The 19639-nt window shown below is 66.7% G+C and carries 20 protein-coding genes and 1 pseudogene; 8 read left to right on the top strand and 13 right to left on the bottom strand.

Going from position 1 to position 19639, the window contains the following annotated elements:
- The first annotated feature begins 188 nt into the window (after positions 1-188).
- The gene (locus AAHB17_RS04390) at positions 189-767 is read left to right on the top strand and encodes a TetR/AcrR family transcriptional regulator (protein WP_342129279.1); all 579 of its coding nucleotides are present in this window, start codon (positions 189-191) and stop codon (positions 765-767) included.
- A 172-nt stretch (positions 768-939) separates the two neighbouring features.
- On the opposite strand, the gene AAHB17_RS04385 is transcribed toward AAHB17_RS04390, so the two are convergent.
- Both AAHB17_RS04385 and ychF read right to left on the bottom strand, forming a co-directional pair.
- Complete coding sequence (locus AAHB17_RS04385; protein ID WP_342129278.1) at positions 940-1305, bottom strand: hypothetical protein; 366 nt, start codon at positions 1303-1305, stop codon at positions 940-942.
- 178 nt (positions 1306-1483) lie between these two features.
- Positions 1484-2575 carry a redox-regulated ATPase YchF gene (ychF, locus tag AAHB17_RS04380; RefSeq protein ID WP_342129277.1) on the bottom strand — a complete coding sequence of 364 codons (1092 nt, stop codon included), beginning with the start codon at positions 2573-2575 and terminating at the stop codon, positions 1484-1486.
- Between the two features lie 51 nt (positions 2576-2626).
- Between ychF and AAHB17_RS04375 the strand changes: the two genes are divergently transcribed.
- Positions 2627-3874: a tyrosine-type recombinase/integrase gene (locus AAHB17_RS04375; RefSeq protein WP_342129276.1), complete on the top strand. Its 1248-nt coding sequence runs from the start codon at positions 2627-2629 to the stop codon at positions 3872-3874.
- A 78-nt stretch (positions 3875-3952) separates the two neighbouring features.
- On the opposite strand, the gene AAHB17_RS04370 is transcribed toward AAHB17_RS04375, so the two are convergent.
- From AAHB17_RS04370 to AAHB17_RS04360, 3 genes are all read right to left on the bottom strand, one after another.
- Positions 3953-4333, bottom strand: a complete 381-nt coding sequence (locus tag AAHB17_RS04370) for a BrnA antitoxin family protein (protein WP_342129275.1) — start codon at positions 4331-4333, stop codon at positions 3953-3955.
- Positions 4323-4505 carry a hypothetical protein gene (locus AAHB17_RS04365; protein ID WP_342129274.1) on the bottom strand — a complete coding sequence of 61 codons (183 nt, stop codon included), beginning with the start codon at positions 4503-4505 and terminating at the stop codon, positions 4323-4325. The genes AAHB17_RS04370 and AAHB17_RS04365 overlap by 11 nt, the downstream gene beginning before the upstream one ends.
- Before the next feature lie 336 nt (positions 4506-4841).
- Entirely contained in the window at positions 4842-5063 is a 222-nt protein-coding gene (locus tag AAHB17_RS04360; RefSeq protein ID WP_342129273.1) for a hypothetical protein, read from the bottom strand.
- A gap of 112 nt (positions 5064-5175) precedes the next feature.
- Between AAHB17_RS04360 and AAHB17_RS04355 the strand changes: the two genes are divergently transcribed.
- The gene (locus AAHB17_RS04355) at positions 5176-5838 is read left to right on the top strand and encodes a recombinase family protein (protein ID WP_342129272.1); all 663 of its coding nucleotides are present in this window, start codon (positions 5176-5178) and stop codon (positions 5836-5838) included.
- A 206-nt stretch (positions 5839-6044) separates the two neighbouring features.
- Here AAHB17_RS04355 and ttdB read toward each other — a convergent pair whose 3' ends face one another.
- The 3 genes from ttdB to AAHB17_RS04340 are packed head-to-tail and all read right to left on the bottom strand — an operon-like array spanning position 6045 to position 8565.
- Complete coding sequence (ttdB, locus tag AAHB17_RS04350; protein WP_342129271.1) at positions 6045-6653, bottom strand: L(+)-tartrate dehydratase subunit beta; 609 nt, start codon at positions 6651-6653, stop codon at positions 6045-6047.
- Positions 6650-7549 carry a L(+)-tartrate dehydratase subunit alpha gene (gene ttdA / locus AAHB17_RS04345; RefSeq protein ID WP_252658593.1) on the bottom strand — a complete coding sequence of 300 codons (900 nt, stop codon included), beginning with the start codon at positions 7547-7549 and terminating at the stop codon, positions 6650-6652. Before ttdA ends, ttdB begins: the two co-directional genes overlap by 4 nt.
- 29 nt (positions 7550-7578) lie before the next feature.
- The gene (locus AAHB17_RS04340) at positions 7579-8565 is read right to left on the bottom strand and encodes a Bug family tripartite tricarboxylate transporter substrate binding protein (protein WP_342129270.1); all 987 of its coding nucleotides are present in this window, start codon (positions 8563-8565) and stop codon (positions 7579-7581) included.
- Positions 8566-8686: 121 nt separating this feature from the next.
- Here AAHB17_RS04340 and AAHB17_RS04335 point away from each other — a divergent pair, with 121 nt between their 5' ends.
- Positions 8687-9616: a LysR family transcriptional regulator gene (locus AAHB17_RS04335; RefSeq protein WP_342129269.1), complete on the top strand. Its 930-nt coding sequence runs from the start codon at positions 8687-8689 to the stop codon at positions 9614-9616.
- A gap of 350 nt (positions 9617-9966) precedes the next feature.
- Here the strand turns inward: AAHB17_RS04335 and AAHB17_RS04330 are convergent.
- The 4 genes and pseudogenes from AAHB17_RS04330 to AAHB17_RS04315 form a co-directional block, all read right to left on the bottom strand.
- A pseudogene (locus AAHB17_RS04330) lies at positions 9967-10065 on the bottom strand (GTPase); the annotation flags it as partial.
- A 149-nt stretch (positions 10066-10214) separates the two neighbouring features.
- Positions 10215-11369 (bottom strand): GGDEF domain-containing protein, encoded by a 1155-nt coding sequence (locus AAHB17_RS04325; protein WP_342129268.1) that lies wholly within the window; start codon positions 11367-11369, stop codon positions 10215-10217.
- Between the two features lie 4 nt (positions 11370-11373).
- On the bottom strand, positions 11374-12288 hold the full coding sequence (locus AAHB17_RS04320) for an MOSC domain-containing protein (RefSeq protein ID WP_342129267.1): 915 nt from the start codon (positions 12286-12288) through the stop codon (positions 11374-11376).
- A gap of 48 nt (positions 12289-12336) precedes the next feature.
- Positions 12337-14367 (bottom strand): AsmA-like C-terminal region-containing protein, encoded by a 2031-nt coding sequence (locus tag AAHB17_RS04315; protein ID WP_342129266.1) that lies wholly within the window; start codon positions 14365-14367, stop codon positions 12337-12339.
- Positions 14368-14446: 79 nt separating this feature from the next.
- Between AAHB17_RS04315 and AAHB17_RS04310 the strand changes: the two genes are divergently transcribed.
- From AAHB17_RS04310 to AAHB17_RS04295, 4 genes are read left to right on the top strand one after another with little or no spacing between them, the layout of a single operon-like run.
- Positions 14447-15589, top strand: a complete 1143-nt coding sequence (locus tag AAHB17_RS04310) for an FAD-dependent monooxygenase (protein WP_342129265.1) — start codon at positions 14447-14449, stop codon at positions 15587-15589.
- A 39-nt stretch (positions 15590-15628) separates the two neighbouring features.
- A complete protein-coding gene (locus AAHB17_RS04305; protein WP_342129264.1) occupies positions 15629-16366 on the top strand; it encodes a DsbC family protein in 738 nt (245 codons plus the stop codon).
- Positions 16366-16830, top strand: a complete 465-nt coding sequence (locus AAHB17_RS04300) for a DUF3429 domain-containing protein (protein ID WP_342129263.1) — start codon at positions 16366-16368, stop codon at positions 16828-16830. The genes AAHB17_RS04305 and AAHB17_RS04300 overlap by 1 nt, the downstream gene beginning before the upstream one ends.
- 8 nt (positions 16831-16838) lie before the next feature.
- The gene (locus AAHB17_RS04295) at positions 16839-18659 is read left to right on the top strand and encodes a M61 family metallopeptidase (RefSeq protein WP_342129262.1); all 1821 of its coding nucleotides are present in this window, start codon (positions 16839-16841) and stop codon (positions 18657-18659) included.
- Here AAHB17_RS04295 and AAHB17_RS04290 read toward each other — a convergent pair whose 3' ends face one another.
- On the bottom strand, positions 18660-19478 hold the full coding sequence (locus AAHB17_RS04290; RefSeq protein WP_342129261.1) for an enoyl-CoA hydratase-related protein: 819 nt from the start codon (positions 19476-19478) through the stop codon (positions 18660-18662).
- Positions 19479-19639: the final 161 nt, after the last annotated feature.

Here is a 19639-nt window from a genome sequence, read left to right as displayed (position 1 = left end):
TTCACACTTAAACCATTGGCTCGGATTGAGACTCATAAAACAAGGGTTTACACGTATAAGAATGCTGATTTTTGCTGAAAATTAAGATGAGCACGCCGTCGGTTTCACCATCAAAACCGAACAAAAGACGCTGCTGATCACCACAACTTTGGTAAGCTCACGCCAGCGCAGAACGAAACCCCAAACGCATGGCACAAATCAAGAAGGAAGAAGTTCGAGACGCCATCCTGGCCGCCTCTTTCGAGCTTTTTCGGGACAAGGGCTACAACGACACCTCGCTGCCCACGATCGCGCGCGCGGCGGGCATCTCGACGGCCAATGTCTACGTGTACTTCGGCTCCAAGCTGGAGATTCTTTTCACGCTCTACGCGCCCTGGATCCAGCAGCGGCTGGACCAGCTCGACCGCTCGCTCGCTCGCACGCGCAGCCGGCGCGCGCGGCTGGAGAAGTTGCTGCTGGCCTTGTGGCGAGACATCCCGCGCGACGACAACGGTTTCTCCAGCAATGTCATCCAGGCCCTGGCCAGCACGCCGCGCGACGAATACAACCCGCTGCTGCGGGAGCTGTTTCAGGGACGCGTGTCCAGCTGGCTGGCCGAGTTCCTGGACATGTCCAGCCGCGAGGCCGGGCACATGGCTGGCGTGCTGCTGATGGCTTTCGACGGTTTTGTCATCAACGTGAGGCTGGCCCACGGCGTCGGCTTCAACGAAGAGATGGCACAGATGCTGAGCCGCATCCTGCTGGGCGCCGACGAAACCAGCACCTGAAGGGTGCGTCGTGGCGAGGAAAAAGCGGGGTGGGGAGGAAATGGCGGCCTGCGCGCAGCGGATGTGCCCCACGCAGGCCCGGTGATCGGTGCAGGCCCCGCCTCCCCCTGGGGCCTGACCTCAACACATGCCGCCGCTCAGTCCATCGCGGACGACGGCGACGAGACGATGATCAATTGCTGCCGGTGCGGCCCGGTGCCCGGGCCTGGCCATCGACGGACACCGCCTCACGGACCGTCGCCCCCACCGAGCCGGCGCCCTCTTGCGCCTTGCCCTCGGTGACGGCCGACAAGGCATCGGCGCTGCGACCCTTGTTGTCGTGCTGGGCGCCCTTCTGGGCGTTGGCGCTCGCGCCCTTCTGCACGTTGGCCCGCACATTCGCGTCGGTGGCAGCGGCGGCGTTTCCGGGGCCGGTGCTGAATTTCGGCTTGGCGCTCACGCCCACATCGAGATCGGCAGCATGCAGCGGAAGGCCCCAGGACATGGCCGTGGTCATCAGCATCGCAACGGGAAGGGTACGCAGGGAAAACTTGGACATCGGTGTGACTCCGTTTCAGTTGAAGAGGGCTCCAGTCTGCAGGGGAATGGCTGTTACGTGGGTGTCTGTGATGTAGCGCATGTAACGAGCTGGTCGGGCGCGGCGCGGGCACAAAAAACGGCCCCGAGGGGCCGTCTGCGAACACGCGTGGAACGGGGCGTCTGATGCGCCCGCGCACTCAGGAACTGAACAGGAAGTTCATCACGTCGCCGTCCTTGACGACGTAGTCCTTGCCTTCGGCGCGCATCTTGCCCGCGTCCTTGGCGCCCTGCTCGCCCTTGTAGGCGATGTAGTCGTCAAAAGAGATGGTCTGGGCGCGGATATAGCCCTTCTCGAAATCGGTGTGGATCACACCGGCGGCCTGCGGGCCGGTGTCGCCCACGTGGATGGTCCAGGCGCGCACTTCCTTGACACCGGCGGTGAAGTAGGTCTGCAGGCCCAGTAGCTTGTAGGCGGCGCGGATCAGACGGTTCAGGCCGGGCTCTTCCTGGCCCAGCTCCTGCAGAAACTCCAGCCGGTCGGCGTCGTCCATCTCGGACAGCTCGGCCTCGATCTTGGCGCAGATGGCCACCACCGGCGCGTTCTGTGCCTTGGCGAATTCGGTCAGGCGGTCCAGCAGCGGGTTGTTCTCGAAGCCGTCCTCGGCCACGTTGGCCACGAACATGGTGGGCTTGGCGGTGATCAGGAAGAACTGCTTGAGCTGGGCCAATTCTTCCTTGCTGAAGTCGATGGTGCGCACCGGTTGCGTGTTGTTGAGCGCGACCTGGCATTTCTCCAGGATGGCGAGCTGCTTGATCGCTTCCTTGTCGCCGGCCCGCGCCACCTTGCTGACGCGGTGGACCGCCTTCTCGACGGCGGCCAGGTCGGCCAGGCACAGCTCGGTCAGGATGACCTCGATGTCGGCGATGGGGTCGACCTTGCCGGCCACGTGGATGACGTTGGGGTCCTCGAAACAACGCACCACGTTGACGGTGGCGTCGGTCTCGCGGATGTGGGCCAGGAACTTGTTGCCCAGGCCTTCACCGGTGCTGGCACCGGCCACCAGGCCGGCGATGTCGACAAACTCGACGATGGCCGGCACCACACGCTCGGGCTCGACGATGGCGGACAGTTGCGCCAGGCGCGGGTCTGGCACCTCGACCACGCCGGTGTTGGGCTCGATGGTGCAGAAGGGGTAGTTCTCGGCCGCGATGCCCGCCTTGGTCAGGGCGTTGAACAGGGTGGATTTGCCGACGTTGGGCAAACCAACGATGCCGCACTTGAGACTCATGGAATTTCCTTTGAAATCAACCCCCTCCGCACCATCGAGCCCAACACCGGCGTGGTGGAGGTGCCCGATCCGCGCGCGCAGCACACGGGCCGACATGGTGGCGACAGCGCGCAAAGGCGCTCGCCCTTCCGGGACTTTTGTCCTCGTTTTGCCAAGGGGAAACTGGTGCCAATTGTACTGATCACCGAATCTTTGCTGCGCCACAGCACGGTCGCCGACGGGCGACTGCTGCGCGACAGGATGCTTTCTGGTTTTTGCGTGCGCATGAACGCGCGCAAGCGCACCTTCAGGGTCGCCACCAGCGTTGGCGGCAAGCAGTTCCGCATGAACCTGGGCTATTGGCCGCTCATGACCGTTGAAGAGGCCCGCGCCCAGGCCATGGAGGTGCTGGCACAGTGCCGACGCGGCGAGCGCCCTGCCCGACCGTCGGCCCCCGTGGCACTGCCCACGCTTCGGGCTGCATATCTGGCCTACTGCACCGACAAGGGGATCAAGCCGGCGAGCCAGAAGCGCTATGAGTCCCTGTTTCGCACACACTTCGGTGACTGGCTTGATCGGCCGGTGGCAGACCTGGGTCTGCCGGAGTTCATCGAGCACTGCCATGCCTTTGCCCAGACCAAGGGCGCGGCCCTCGTGGAGCTGGCGCGCGGCGTGGTGGGTGCGCTGATCAGGTACGTGAACGCGCTGCACGGAACAGCCCTCGCCTCCCCCTTCACCAAGCTGGCCGCTGTGGGCTTGCTGCCTGACCGCGCCCAGCCCCGCGCCCGGGTGCTGCAGGAGTCGGATTTACCGGCCTGGAGGGCTGCCGTAGACAAGCTCGGCGCGGTCCAACGCGACTACCTGTATCTGGTGCTCTACACGGGCTTGAGGCGCGATGAAGCCAGGGAGCTACGTCGCGAGCAAATTGACCTCACCACGGGCGTTCTGAGCGTTCCTACGACCAAGAATGGCAAGCCCCACTCCCTGCCCATCACCGGGGCGATGCGGCAGGTACTGGAACGCCGATGCACCGGCCTGGAGCCAGACGGTGAGCTCTTCGCTGGGGTTGCTGCCGGGCACCTGTCGAAGATGGTGGCACGGGCTGGCGGCCCAAAGTTCATGCTGCACGACCTGCGCAAGCTGGTGGCAACTGTCGGTGAAAGGCTGGGGGTCGGTGACGCGACACTAAGGCGCATCCTGAACCACACCCCTCCCAAGGCCGATGTGCTGCATCGGCACTATGTCAGCCTGGGGGTGGTGGATGTCCACGACGCACTAACGCGCATCCAGATGGAGGTACGGCGAGACCTGGAGAGATAACTGGCCAGCCGGGTGTATGCACATGCACAAGACCGCCACTTGTTTGATCACAACAAGCCCCACACCACGCCCATTCGCTTATAGGGCGAACTTCTCTGTGGCATCTGCCAGGACTCGGTTCATCAAGGTCTGATAGTTCTTGCCCGCCTTGATCGCTTCGGCCTTGAACGCATTGACGACCCGGTTCGGAATTCGGATCGACACATGTTTGGTGCCCGTCACGTACTCGGGCACCGCTACGGTAGCCGGGCTTGGTTCGTCTGCGAGTTCCGGCATGGGCAGCAGGCTGTCGAGCAGCACATCCACATCCGGGAGCTCACTGTCAACGCCATCACACAGCCCTGTCATGTCCAAAGAGGCGGGATCCTCCACGGCAGCCATCAACCTCTTGAACACGTCGATGACCACCTCACGGGATATCGATGTCTTGCGCCCCATCAGCACAACCTCAAAGTTCACCAGCAGCGCATTTCTGTACTGCTGCGGCCTTCATCCCCGGCCCGGTGTGAACCCCTTGACTGCCATCTGGCTGACCGTCCCCACCCCGCTGCCGGGCTGCTGCATCTTCACGCGCCTTGATCCTGGTGAAAATCACGTCCAGGTTCAAGCTCAGTTCTTCAAACCAATTCATCTCATTTTTCCTTGTTCTTCTTGTACTTCTTTTGTCTTTTCTGGGATATCCGGGAGAGAGGGTCAAAGCTCCCCCAAGAACCCTTGAAAAAGGGAGCTTCGAGCTGAGAGCCAATCTCGAAAATGCACATCCGTACATCGAGGGGGCCGCACACGTTCTAACCTTCGGTGCGATTCATACCTGGCCACGGCACAGACTTATCAGGAAAGGTACTCCTGCCACTCTAGGGTTCTGCAAGCCGTTAGCTCCCGCCCCCACCGCCTTGAGTTCCGTCTTGCGGTGCTTGTGTTCCGGGCCTGGCTCGCCGTTGGTTTCGCCCTCCTACCTTCCAGACCGTCAGCTCGCGCTGCGTGAACAGATGAATTCTCTCAGGGTCAACATCAAAAGTACATATAAGCACTTTTTTGTATCTTTGGCCCCATAAGCACTTTTCGGAAAATTCAGGAAAAACGGCACCAAGGGCCAGCTTTGCGCGCAGATCGGCATAAGGGGTGCAAGGTCCACGCGATCGCCCAGCGCCCGGCCTACCACGCCGATGACAGTCGCCAGCGTCTTCAAGCAAAGATCCTCGGCGATGCAACACCAGCCTTCACGCCGCCCGGGCCACCACTTAGGCTTTGGATACACACAGGACGTTCGTCCTGTCATGTATCCACCCAGGAGGTCTCTCATGGCACAGCGGTTCATCGTCTACCTTCGTGTCAGCACCCAGCGTCAGGGTGCATCCGGGCTTGGCCTGGAGGCCCAGCGCAGTGCGGTGGCGGCATACCTCTCAGAAGGCTCCAGAACGGCCCTGGAAGAGCTCGTGGAGGTCGAGACAGGCAAGGGTAGTAACGCGCTCGATAAACGCCCACAACTGCGCCTGGCGCTTGAGCGCTGCCGCAAGACCGGCGCCACCCTGCTGATCGCCAAGCTGGACCGCCTGGCTCGCAATGTCCACTTCGTATCCGGGTTGATCGAGACTGGGGTGGACTTCGTCGCGGCCGACATGCCGCACGCCAACAAGGTCATGATCCAGATGCACGCAGTCATGAGCGAATGGGAACGCGATCAGATCAGCGAGCGCACCAAGGTGGCGCTGGCGGCGGCGAAGGCCCGGGGCGTGGTGTTGGGCGTCACTGGACCGGCTAACCTTCGTCGTCAGAACGAAGAGCGCAAGCTTGAGGCCCAAGCGTTCCGGGAGCGTCTTCAACCCGTGCTGGCAGGGTTCGTGGCCAAGGGCCTGACGCGCCGAGCAATGGTTGCGCGCTTGAACGACTTGGGCATCAAGACCCCGATGGGTGGCGCCTGGTCATACGCGCAAGTCCAGCGATTTGCCGCAGCCGCCATCTAACCAGCTACTCACTACCCTGAAAAGCCGCTCAGGTTATAAGGCCCACCGTCGGCAGTGCAGCGATGTCTGTCACCCAAAGCCGACAGGCGATTTCACGGTATCCGGCACTTTGGAGTCATCGGATCCGACGCCTGTTACCTTTAGCTCAACCGCAGTGCATGCACTGCGGTTGAAAAACTACATGGAAAAGACCGCGCCGCGTCAGATCACTTAATAAAGCGCACTTGCTGGTTGATCCGTTCGAGGATGGGCTTCTTCTTCTCGTTGAAGACTGCCTTGTTTTCCTCGATCAGGTTATTGCCCTTGGTGTCGATGGAGATGATCAGCGGACCGAACTCCTTCACGCGGTTGACCCACAGAGTTTCGGGCATGCCCAGGTCGGTCCATTCCGCGGCCTCGATTTTCTCCACCTGTGTGGCCGCCAGCACCGCACAGCCACCGGGGAAGATGGCGTGTACCGCCTTGTTTTCCAAGCAGCCCTGCTGCGTCTCTGGACCCATGCCACCCTTGCCAACGATCAGCTTGACGCCAGTTTGCTCAATGAAGGCTTTCTCGAACTTCTCCATGCGCATGCTGGTGGTGGGGCCGATGGACACCATCTCGTATTCACCGTCGTCTTTCTGACGCACGATGGGACCGGCGTGGAAGATGGCCCCGCCCTTGAGCTGCACCGGCAGCTCGCGGCCCTGTTCGATCAGGCGGCGGTGGGCCACGTCTCGGCAGGTCACCAGCGTGCCGGTGAGGTAGACCACGTCGCCAATATTCAGCGCCTCCAGGTCTTCGTCCTTGATGGGGGTGGTGAGGATTTTTTTCATGCTTGAAAACCCTGGTGAGAAATGACTTCGTGGGTCAGGTCGGCGTTGATCTTGATGCGGCCACGACGGTGCGCCCAGCAGCCGGTGGACACCGCCACACCGATGGTGGAAGGGTGACGAGCAGACGATTCGATGTTCACGCCCATTACGCTGTTGTTGCCGGTCAGGCCCTGCGGCCCCAGGCCCAGTTCGTTGAGGCCCTCGGTCAGAAGGTCTTCCATCAGCGCCGCTTTTTCGTTGGCGTTGCGCGCCGTCACAGGGCGCAGGATGGCTTTTTTGGACAGGCGAGCCGCCGTTTCGGCCGAAGTGGACACCCCCACACCCACCAGGAGGGGCGGACAGGCATTGACGCCACGCGATGTGATTACATCGAACACGAACTCGGCGACACCTTCGTAGCCCTGACCCGGCATCAGCACAGTGGCTTTGCCCGGCAGCGTGCAACCGCCGCCGGCCATGTAGACGTCGATGGTCACGCTGTCGTCGTTCGGCACGATTTCCCAGTCCAGCCAGGGAATCTTGCTGCCGGTGTTAGTGCCGGTGTTTTTCTCCTCGAAAGTCTCGACCGCGTTGTGGCGCAGCGGACCCATGCGGGTGGCGCCGGCAGTGGCGCCCTGGAGAATTTCCTCCAGTTCGCCCAGCAGCGGGAAATTGGCGCCCGCTTGCAGGAAGTACTGGATCACCCCGGTGTCCTGACAACTGGGGCGGTCGAGTTTGTCAGCCGCCTCCTGATTGGCGCGCATCGACTCGTAGACCTCCTTGGCAAGGAAGTTGACTTCCTTCTCGCGCAGTTCGCCGAGCTTCTGGGTTACATCGGTGGGCAGGCGCTTGCCGATGTGCGAGGTGAATTTCGCCAGCAGATCGGTCAGATCGGCGACGGCGGTAGCTTTGTCCACGGTGGGCTCCTGTGTAGAGGTGGTTGGTTTCATTCAACCGTGACGTTGCCGGCCTTCACGAGCGCGGCAAACTTCTCGGTTTCGTCCTTGATCTGGCGGGCCATTTCCTCGGCTTTGTTGCCCACTGGCTGGGCGCCGATGTCGTCCATCCGTTTGACGAACTCGGGCGACTTGATGATCTTGACCATTTCGGTGTTCAGGCGGGTCAACACTTCCTTGGGCGTGGCCGTGGGGGCCAGCACACCGAACCAGGTTCCGATGTTGAAACCGCTCAGGCCGGCTTCGCTGAGGGTGGGCACCTCGGGCAGGGCACTGGAACGGCTGGCCGTGGTCACCGCCAGCGGGCGCAGCTTGCCGGCCTTGATGTGGGGCAGCACCGGGGTGATGGTGTCGAAACTCATCAGGATCTGGCCGCCCAGCAGGTCGGTCGCCAGCGGGCCGCTGCCTTTGTAAGGAATGTGGGCGACCTTGGTGCCTGTCATGCCCTGGAACTGGGTGCCGATCAGGTGTTGGGCCGTGCCATTGCCGTTGGAACCGTAGCTGGCTTGGTCAGGCTTGGCCTTGAGCAGGGCCACTAGCTCATTCACATTCTTGGCAGGCGTGTTGGCATTGACGACCAGCACGTTGGGCACCAGGGCGATGGTGGTGATGGGTGCGAGGTCTTTCTGGAAGTCGTACGGCAGCTTTTTGAAGACACTGCTGGCGATGGTGTGGTGAACCGCGCCCACCAACAACACGTGGCCGTCTGCCTTGGCCTTGGCCACGTAGTCGGCGCCGATGGTGGCACCCGCGCCGGGCTTGTTTTCAACAATTACGGGCTGCCCCAGCGCCGGTGCTAAGCGTTCGGCCAGCGCACGCGCCAGCACGTCGGTGGTGCCACCAGGTGGGAAGGGAACTACCAGGCTAATGGGCTTAGCGGGAAAGGCTTGAGCAAGGACACCGCCAGACGCCAGCGCGGCGAACAAGGCGATGGAGGATGCCGCAAGCATCGTGCGGCGGGGCAGTGAATGGGTCATGTTTTGTCTCCAGTCGTGGGTGATGTGTGCTGACGAGATGGACTGTAGTTTTTAGACCATCCGATCAATCGCTCAAAAACTGAATCCATAATTAACTTCAACGCAACAATCAGAGACTGCTATGGACCAGGGCATTCAGGCCGCCGATCTCGGCTTTTTCTCCACGCTGGCCAGCGCGGGCAGCCTGAGCGCCGCTGCGCGCGAGCTGGGCATCACCACCCCGGCGGTGAGTCGGCGCCTGGCGCAGATGGAGGCGCGGTTAGGTGTTGGCCTGGTCAACCGCACCACACGGCGCATGGGCCTCACTCCCGAAGGCGAGCTGTATATAGCCCACGCGCGCCGCATCTTGGGCGAGATTCAGGACCTGGGCGAGCTGCTGGGTGCTTCCAAGTCCAGCCCGCAGGGCCTGCTGCGCGTCAACGCCACGCTGGGCTTCGGGCGCACCCACATCGCGCCGCTGATTTCGCGCTTCGTGCGTCAGCACACCGGCGTGGACGTGCAGTTGCAGCTGTCAGTCAACCCGCCGCCGCTCACCGACGACGCCTTCGATGTCTGCATCCGCTTTGGCGCACCACCTGATGCGCGAGTGATCGCCCGCCACATCGCGCCAAATCGGCGCCTCCTATGCGCCTCACCGGCCTATCTGAAGAAGCACGGCACACCGCGCACGCCGCACGAGCTGACGCGGCACAACTGCATCGGCATCCGCCAAGGTGAAGAGGCTTACGGCACTTGGCGGCTCACGCACGGCCGTGGCAGGCAGGCGGTGACCGAAGCGGTCAAGACCCGGGGCAACCTCACGACCAACGATGGCGAGATTGCGGTCCACTGGGCTCTGGATGGACACGGCATCCTGATGCGGGCCGAATGGGACATCCAGCGCTACCTCCAAAGCGGGCGCCTGGTGCAGGTGCTGCCCCAGTGCTTCACACCCGACGCAGACGTCTACGCTGTCTACCCGCAACGCCATCAGATGGCCGCCCGGGTGCGGGCCTTTGTGGATTTTGTGGCGCTGTCGTTTTCTCAACCGGCCGCCACTGCCTCCAATTGAGAGGCGAGCATCAACCTAAGTTCAACGCACTCAAATTCGCATCGTGATGTGCCGCCCAGCAACTGGCTGATTGCACGACCGCTGGTGGGGAGCGCGAACCTTCAGGACTCTAGTTGGAACGTCTGGAATCAGCCTTCAAGAGCCGTTCGGGTCCGAGAATAAGAAGGCGGCTCATGGCCGCAAGCAGGTTCTTAGTAGCTGCACAAAGCCGTCCACACCGACACCACAAACAATAAAGGCCATCCTATGATGGCCCTGTGAAGCAACATTTGTCCTGCTGTTGCCAGGTCAGAGTCCCGAACCCTCGGAAGACCTTGAGGCCAAAGGAGTTCTCAAAAAGTCCAGCCTGTGGGGTAGTTCTCCGCCGCGATGCCCGCCTTGGTCAGGGCGTTGAAAAGGGTGGACTTGCCGACGTTGGGCAGGCCGACGATGCCGCACTTGAGGCTCATGGAAATTCCTTTGAAATCATTGGCTCCATCGAACCCCATGCAGGCGCCGTGGTGGCACCGGAACGCGCGGGCCGCGCGGCCGCGTGGGTTCGATCGCTTCAGGGCCCGGACGCGCCGAAGGCTCGGCAGACGCCCTTGGCGGGCCTGAATCAGTGCCCCGATTGTAATGAGGGGGCCGCCAGCCGCTCCACGCGGTTGCGCCCACCCGCCTTGGCGGCGTACATCGCGGCGTCCGCACGGTGCAGCAGGCCGCGCAGGTCGTCGGCGTCGAAATGGGCCTCGGCCACCCCCACGCTGACGGTGACATGCCCTCCGGCGCCTGCGTCCAGCGCCAGGGCCTCGATGGCCTGACGCAGCTTGTCGGCCACCACCACGGCGGCCTCCGGGCCGGTGTCGGCCAGCAGCACCGCGAACTCCTCGCCCCCCAGGCGGCCACACACGTCGGCCTCGCGGAAGCTGCCCAGCAACAACCGGCCCAGGCCTCGCAGCACCTCGTCACCGGCCTGGTGGCCCCGAGTGTCGTTGATGCGCTTGAAATGGTCGATGTCCATGACCAGGGCGCACAGCGGGCGCTGGTTGCGCCTGCAATAGCGCAGCAGCTGTTCAGCGCGCTCGAAGAAGGCGCGCCGGTTGTGCACGCCGGTGAGTTCGTCCGTCTGCGCCGCCACCGAGGCCACCCGGTGCGCCAGATCCATCTCGTGTGTCAGCCGCAGGGCCTTTTGCAAGGCGTTGGACAACTCCTTGGTGGTCCGCACCACGGCAAAGGAAAACAGCAGGGCCGTCAGGGCCAGCAGGCGCTGCGTGGCGAACGGCTGCATCAGCACCCACAGGGAGGTGGGCAGCAACACCAGGCCCGCGGCGACCAGGGTCATGGAGCGGTAGGCCGAATAGGAGGACACCGCGCTGCCGGCCATGCCGGTGGCAAAAAACAGGGTCGTGACCTGCGACTGCAGGCTGTCCGGCGACATCACCATCAGGGCGCCAAAGCCCCAGACGGAGGCCGACAGGACCAGCGTGGCCCAGTAGACGCGCTCCCAGTCTGGCCAGCCGCGCCGCTCGGGTGTCGCACGGAAATAGGCCAGGAACATGGCCAGGCGCAGCACGGAACAGGCGCCCTGCACCGTCAGCCACAGGCCGATGAAACCCTGGTCGCCCGCTGGCCAATGCAGGTGGGCCAGGATGCAGGCCGCCACGAAGCTGCCCACGGTGGCCAGCATGGACTGGCGAAACAGCAGGTGCAGGCGGTCGGCGCGCACCTTGCGCGCGATCAGTTCGTGGTCGACCTGGAGAAGGGCGGTCGCCATCGCGTCAGCGCCAGCCGGCCCAGGCCGCCGCGCCCGCCTGGCCCTGGTGCAGCTCGCTCTCGGCGCCGGCACGCACGATGGCGTTCATGCCGAAGGTGAGGGCACCGTCCAGCCGCGCATCGGCGCGGTAGGCGCGCAGTGCCTGGCCGACGGCGCCACCGGTGGCGGCGGTGTCGGGGTGGACGTCGGGGATGCTGCAGCGCGCGCAGGGCTTGACCGGCTGCAGGTGCACCAGCGCCGTGCCGGCCCCCACCAGGTAGAGGTCGCTGAAGCGGTCCTCGTCGTGGGCCTCCACGCCGGCCAGCACGATGTTGGGCCGGAAGCGCCGCATGTCCACCGCCGAGGCGCCCGCCACCGCCAGGCGCTGATTCAGGTCATCCAGCGCGGCGGTGCTGGTCAGCAGCAACGGAAAACCGTCGCCAAACTGGTTGGGCGCCTCGACGCCGCCGGTCCACTTGAGGCTGGACAGACGGCGCACCTCGGGATCGAAACGCACCAGGCGCAGGCGTCCCGGCGCGGTGGGCCTGCCCGAGGCCAGGAAGTCGCTGAACCACTGTGCGGCGACATCACCCATGTCGTAGGCGTCGAGTTCGTCGTCCCACACCCGCACGCGGCAGGGGGCCTCGGCGCCGTCCAGCTGCAGGTGCAAGGCCAGCATGCCGGGGGCGCGCAGCACCAGTTGCCCCAGCTGGAAGGCCGGCTGGATCAGGGCCATGCGCGGCAGTTCGCGCTGGGAGACGAACTCACCCGCCTCGTCGACCACCATCCAGCAGCGGTCCCATTCCAGCCCGGTGGGCAGCAGGGTGCTGCGCGGCACCCGCACGCCGGCGCAGGACTTGACGGGGTAGACCCACAGCTCGGCGATGTGGAAGGGCTGGTCGGCCTCGGCGGGCCAGGCGGGAGACAGGGACAACAGCATGGGTCAGCTCCGGGGGATGAGTTGGCGGTCTGTGGGGGATGCGCGGCGTCAGGGCACCAGGGTGCGCGGCGCCTGCCAGGGGCCCGACATGCGCAGTGTGGCAGGCCGGTTGCGCCGCGCCGGCTGGGCCTGCCAGTTCAGCTCCAGGGCCGCCTGCCGCAGGTCCAGCTCGCCGTTGGCCTGGGCGCGCCAGGTCGGCGCCTGCAGCTGCATCTCGCCTTGGGCCAGGCCGGCCGCGATGGTGCCGGCCGCGCGCAGGCGGCGCCATTCGGTGCGCTCGCCCGCCTCGGCCACGCGCCACGCGCCCGACGGCGCCAGCCAGGCGGCGCCCAGGTCGATGCCGCTCCAATGGCCCGCCCGCGCGTCCCAGGACCAGTCGCCCCGCAACGCGCCGGTGTCCCACGCCTGGCCTTGCAGGGCCAGCTGGCCGCTCCAGCGCCCCTGGGCCAGGGGCTCGGACTTGCCTGAACGTGGCGCTGGCGCGGCCAGGGTCTCGCGCAACGCCGCCAGCTCGGCCTCCTGCAGTTGCGCGGCCAGGGTCCAGCGGCCGTCGGCCTGCGCCCACTGGCCGGACGCGGTGAGCGTGCCATCCCACAGCCGGGCCTTGAACTGCGGCATGCGGACCCGCGTGCCATCGTTGTCCAACCGGGCCACCACGCTGCCCAGGCGCAAGCCCAGGCCGGTGAGGTAACCCACGCGCAGGTCCAGGCTGCCGGGCCAGCGGTGCCAGCCCAGCCACCAGGCGGCCTGCTTGTCGGCCGGGCGGCTGGCCTGCCAGCGGTCCAGTTGCAGGGTCGTCAACTGCAGCTGTGCCGCCACCCGGGGCTGCGGCCAGCGGCGCCACTCGCCCTGGGTGGCAAACGGCCCATCCCAGACCGCCTGTTCGGGCGCGCCGCCGTGGGCCTGGCCTTCCAGGTGCCAGGCGGCCACGCGCGCATTCCATTGGGCCTGGCCGCGCAGGCTCCACTGCCGCTCCGGTTGCCCGGCGGGTTGCACGCTGAACTGGCCCACCAGGGCATCCCAGCGCAGGCCCTCGGCCACGCCCAGCCAGGCCAGGTCCGCCTGCACCTGCCCACCGGCCCGCGTGCCTTGCTGACCCGCCAGCGCCACGCGCCACAGCGGCCAGTGCACGGCGCCATAACGGCCACGCGGCAAGCCGCTGTCCAGGCTCAGCTTGAGCGGGAACGGTTGCAGCGCCGACCACTCGCCGGTGGCCGGTGTGCCGCTGGCCCCGTCGGGGCCCAGCAGCAGTGCCGGCCAGCGCAGGTCCAGCCGGCCGAGCGTGCCACGTTCGCCCAGCCGGGCCTGCAGCTGCAGCTCGTCCCAGGCCAGGACCTGCTGCGCGGGCTGGTGCTGCCAGCGCGCGATCCGAAGCTGGGCGTCCTCGACCCGCTGGCCGGCCAGCTCGCCCTGGAACTGCAATTGCACCTGGCGCCAGTGCGCGGGCCGCTCGGCACGCGCGGGGAACCACGCGGCCCGCGCCCGCCAGCGGCCCTTGAGCCAGGTCACGTCGTCCACTGGCGAGGGCTGCAGCGGGCGCAGCACCAGGTCCAGCGAGGCGTCGATGGCGCGGCTGCCTCCGGCGTCGGCGGCGCCCAGTGCCACCTGCTGCACCTGCCACTCGCTGGCCAGGCCGGTGTCGGCATTGGCGTGACTGAACGACAGGCCCTGGGCCAGCGCGTGGTGCAGGCGCGGCTCGCCGGCCCACAGCGAGGTCCATTCCAGCGCCAGGGTCAGCTGCTGGATGCGCAGCTCGCCTTCGGTGGCCAGCCGGGTGTCCACCGGCCAGCGCACATCATTCAAGCGCAGCTGCGGGCGCGGCAGCAGGCGCCAGCCGGGCGTGCCCGCCCAGCGCAGCCCGGCGGCGGGCGGTACCTGGGCGCGGTCCGGGCCCGCCCCGGGCTGGCGCCACAGGGCCGGCCACATGGGTTCGAATTCCGCGCCCCAGCGCGCGGCCAGCACCGACGCATCCGCCGCGTCCAGGCGCGACAGGCGCCAAGCCGCGCCGCCCACGGCCAGCGCGCCCAACAACAGCAACGCGGCCAACATGGCCACGCCCCGCTTCCACCAACGCTTCATTGCATCCTTCAGGTCTCGAGCAACCCGGCATTGTGCCCGCTGCCCGGCGGGTGATCGGGCCAGTCCCTAAAATCCAGCCATGAGCAAAAAGTTCGATGTCTGTGTGCGCGGCGGCGGCGTGGTCGCCCATGCGCTGGCCCTGACGCTGGCGCGCGAGCGCCTGCGGGTGGCCCTGGTGCGCAACACGCCCCCCGCCCCCGGGCGCCACGACATCCGCGCCTACGCGCTCAACGCCGCCTCGCGCGCGCTGCTCGAAGGCCTGCGCGCCTGGCCCGAGGGCACGGCGGCAACCCCCGTGACCGCGATGTTGATCGGCGAACGCGAGCACCCGGCCAGCGTCCACTTCGACGCCGCCAGCCAGGGCGAACCGCTGGCCTGGATCGTGGACGTGCCCGCGCTGGAGCAGCGGCTGGCCGATGCGGTGGGCTTCCAGGGCGGCATCACGGTGCTGGACGAGGCCCCGCCCGCCGCGCTGACGGTGATCTGCGAAGGCAAGCGCAGCAGCAGCCGCGCGGCCTTCGGTTTCGAATTCGACACCCGCCCCTACCCCCACACCGCGGTGGCCGCGCGCCTGCGCTGCGAGCTGCCCCATGAGGGCGTGGCCCGCCAGTGGTTCAGCGAGGGCGACATCATGGCCTGGCTGCCCATGGACGGCGCGGATGGCCATCGGGTGGCGCTGGTGTGGTCGGTGCAGCACGCGCACGCCCGGGAGCTGCTGGCGCTGTCGCCCGAGAACCTGGCCGCCAAGGTGCGGGCCGCGGGCGGATCGGCCCTGGGCCAGATGGCCCTGGAAGGCGCTCCGGCCGGCTGGCCGCTGGAGCTGTCGCATGCCAAGCGCTGGGTGATGCGCCAGGACGGCGCGGGTATCGCCTTGGCGGGTGATGCCGCCCACGCCATGCACCCGCTGGCCGGCCAGGGACTGAACGTGGGCCTGGCCGATGTCGCCGAACTGGCCCGCGTGATGCACGAACGCGAATACTGGCGCGAGCCCGGTGACCTGCGCCTGCTGCGCCGCTATGAACGGGCCCGCCAGGCCGACGTGGCGGCCATGGGCGCCGTGACCGATGGCCTGTACGGCCTGTTTGCCCACACCGACAGCCGCCTGCAGGCGCTGCGGCGCTGGGGCATGGAACGTTTTGAGCACAGCGGCCCTCTCAAACGCTGGGTCACCGCCCAGGCCACCGGCGCCGCGCGCGCCGCCCACCTGCGCACGGGCCACTGAACACACCCCATCCACCCCCGATCTACCGGACCCGACACCATGAACACACCGCTGAAAACCCTGGCCACCGCCCTCGCCGCTGCCCTGCTGGCCGTGGGTTGCTCCACCAGCCAGCCGCCGGAAGACGCCATCCGCCAGGCCCTCGTCGAGCGCCTGCCCAACCTGCCCAAGATCGACGAGGTCAGCAAGACCCCCATGGAAGGGCTCTACGAGGTGCGGGTCAACAAGTCGGAAATCTTCTACACCGACCGGGCCGGCAACTACCTGATCCAGGGCGAGCTGATCGACACCAAGGGGCGCCAGAACCTGACCGAGGCACGGATCGAGAAGCTCACCGCCGTGGCCTTCGACAGCCTGCCGCTGAAGGACGCCTTCACCATCGTGCGAGGCAATGGCGAGCGCAAGATGGCCATCTTCGAAGACCCGAACTGCGGCTTCTGCAAGCGCTTCGAAAAAGAGCTGGACAAACTGGACAACGTGACCATGCACGTGTTCCTTTTCCCCATCCTGGGACCCGATTCGGTGACCAAGTCCACCCACATCTGGTGCGCGCAGGACAAGGGCAAGACCTTCGTCGACTGGATGGTCAACAGCAAGCTGCCGGCCGAGGCCAGCTGCGACACCGCCGCCGTGCAACGCAACGTCGCCTTTGGCCAGGCCAACCGCATCACCGGCACCCCCACCACCATCTTCGCCGACGGCACGCGCGTGGCCGGCGCCGTGCCGCTGGAGCGCGTCGAACAAGGCCTGAACGGCAAGAAAACCGCCACCCCCTGATGAACCGCCCCGCCGCCCTGCCCTTGTCCGCCGACGACAACCTCATCCAGCGACTGGGCCACGCCGGCCTGGTTCCCTTCGTTCTGCTGGCCGCCACGGTCTGGCTGGTCGAGCCCGAGCTGCAGCCCTGGGCCGCCATCGCCATGGCCAGCTACGCGGCGCTGATCGTGTCCTTTTTGGGCGGCATCCACTGGGGCCTGGCGTTCCGGCAGCCGGCCCAGGCCGCCCAGCCCCCCTTGCGCCCGCACCTGGGCTGGGGCGTGGTCGCCTCGCTGCTGGCCTGGCCGGGCGTGCTGATGCCACCCCACGCCGGCCTGGTGTGGCTGGCGCTGGCCCTGATCGGCTGCTACGCGGTGGACCGCCGCCTCTATCCCGCCGCCGGCGTGGGCCGCTGGCTCACGCTGCGTTTTCGCCTGTCGGCGGTGGCCGCCCTGAGCTGCCTGCTGGCCGCGGGCGCTGTCTGAACCATTCCATGACCACCACACACCAAGAAGCCGGCGTGCACCACCGGGTGCGGGTGCTGGACCCGCACAGCCACCGTTTTGAGGTCACCCTCACCGTCGCCCGGCCCGCCGCCCGCCAGCGGCTGGCCCTGCCGGTGTGGATACCGGGCAGCTACCTGGTGCGCGAGTTCTCGCAACACCTGCTGCGCGTGCAGGCCAGCCAGAACGGCCAGCCAGTGACCCTGCGGCAGCTCGACAAGAACACCTGGCAAGCCGAGCGCCTGGGCAACGGCCCCCTGACCGTGACGGCCGAGGTCTACGCCTTCGACGCCTCGGTGCGCACCGCCTGGCTGGACGCCTCGCGCGGCTTCTTCAACCCGACCAGCCTGTGCCTGCGCGTGCTGGGTCAGGAAGACCGACCCCACACGCTGGAACTGGCCGAGAACGCCCACACCAAGGGCTGGCAGGTGGCCACCGGCCTGCGGCCTCTGCGGACCAAACGCAGCGGCTTTGGCAGCTACCACGCGGACCACTACGACGAACTGGCCGACAGCCCGGTGGAGATGGGCCGCTTCTGGAGCGGCAGCTTCAAGGTGCGCGGCGTGCCCCACCGTTTTGTGGTCAGCGGTGTCGGCGCCTGGTTCGACGGCGAACGCCTGCTGCGCGACACGCGCCGCATCGTCGAGGCACAGATGGCTTTCTGGCACGGCGCCAAGGACCAGCCGGCCTTCGACCGCTACGTGTTCATGCTGCACGCCACCGACGACGGCTACGGTGGCCTGGAGCACCGCCACAGCACAGCGCTGATCGCCAAACGGGCCGACCTGCCGCGCCTGCCCGGCCCCGACGCCAAGGCCAGCGACACCGAACCGGCGTTGAAGGCCACCGACGGCTACACCACGCTGCTGGGCCTGATCAGCCACGAGTATTTCCACACCTGGAACGTCAAGCGCCTGCGCCCGGCCGAATTCAGGCGCTACGACTACGACCGCGAAAACCACACCGAACTGCTCTGGTTCTTCGAAGGTTTCACCAGCTACTACGACGACCTGCTGCTGCGCCGTGCCGGCCTCATCACCCCGGCGGTGTACCTGCAGCTGCTGGGCAAGACCGCCAACCAGGTGCTGCAGACGCCGGGGCGCGAGGTGCAGAGCGTGGCCCAGGCCAGCTTCGAGGCGTGGACCAAGTACTACCGCGTGCAGGAGAACACCGCCAACGCCACGGTGAGCTACTACACCAAGGGTGCGCTGGTGGCGGCCTGCATCGACCTCACCCTGCGCGCCGAAGGCCGCAGCAACCTCGACGAAGTGATGCGCGCCCTGTGGCAGCGCTGCGACGGCGGCCCCATGAAGGAGGCCGACCTGCTGGCGGTGCTGCGCCGCCTGGGCGGGCGCGACTTCGGCGCCGAGATCGCGGCCTGGGTGCACGGCACGGCCGAACTGCCCCTGCCCGACAAGCTGCGGGCCATGGGCCTGCTGGCCACCGACGAGCCCGCCGCCATCGCCCAGCGCCTTGGCTTGCGCGTGAGCGAGGGCACGGGCGGCATCGCCATCAAGACCGTGCTGCACGGCTCGGTGGCCGCGGCCGCCGGCCTGGCCGCCGGCGACGACTGGCTGGGCATCGAGCTCGACCCCGTGGCACCGGATGGCTCACCCGAGGCCTGGCGCGTGAACAAGCTCGACGACGTGGTGTTCTACCTGGGCCCGCGGCGCCAGCTCACCGCGCTGCTGGCACGCGACAAGCGCCTGCTGCGTTGCCCGCTGACGTGGCCAGCACCGGCCAGCAGCCTCAAGATCGCGCTGCCCACCGCCCCGGACGACAGCGCGCGTTGGAAGGCCTGGCTGGGCTGATCACTCGCCCTTGAATCGCGGCGCGCGCTTTTCGAGGAACGCCCCCACGCCCTCGAAGTAGTCGTGGGTGCGGCCCAAGCCCGACTGCACGTCGCGCTCGGCGTCCAGTTGCTGGTCCAGGCTGCGGCTGGCGCTGTCTCGCAACATCTGGCGCGTGGCCACCAACGCCCGCGTGGGCATGGTGGCCAATCGCTGCGCCAGCGCCAGCGCGGCCTCCACACAGGCCTGAGGCTCGCCCTCCGCCACGTCCCAGATCAGACCCCATTCCCTGGCCTGGCGCGCGGGCAGCTTGTCGCCGGTCATGGCCAGCGCCATCGCCCGCGCCAGCCCCAGCCGCTGCGGCAGGAACCAGGTGCCTCCAGCGTCCGGGATCAGGCCAATCTTGCTGAAGGCCTGGATGAAGCTCGCGCTCTCGGTGGCGATCGCGATGTCGCAGGTCATGGCCAGCGACGCGCCCGCGCCCGCCGCCACGCCGTTGACCGCAGCGATGGTGGGCATGCGCAGCGCCTGCAGGCGGCGCACCGTGGGGTTGAAGGCCTGCTCGATGATGGGGCCGGGATCGGCCCGCTCGATCAGGCCGGGGCCGGGCGTGAAATCAAAGGCGGCCAGATCAGCGCCCGCGCAAAAGCCCCGCCCGGCGCCGGTGATGACCAGCGCCCTCACCTGCGGATCGGCCTCGACCTGGTCCAGCGCGCGCCACAGGTCGTGGTGCATCTCGCGGGTGAAGCTGTTCAGTGCCTGCGGGCGGTTGAGCGTCAGCAAGGCCACCGGGCCCCGAAGCTCAAGCAGCACCTGGGTGGCGGACGATGGATCGGACATGGGCAGTCTCCTGGGTTTTTTACGGATTGGGCGGCCGGCAATGCAGCGCGCGGACTCGCTATAGTCGATTCTCTTCGACCCTCCCACGAACTGTTTACCGGAAGCTCGCATGACCACCACCCCAGAAATGATCCAGGTCCGCACGGAAGGCCGTGTCGGCA

This window comes from Hydrogenophaga sp. OTU3427 (assembly GCF_038440225.1).
Taxonomy (GTDB): Bacteria; Pseudomonadota; Gammaproteobacteria; order Burkholderiales; family Burkholderiaceae_C; genus Hydrogenophaga.
This window is presented reverse-complemented; position numbering and strand designations above follow the sequence as displayed.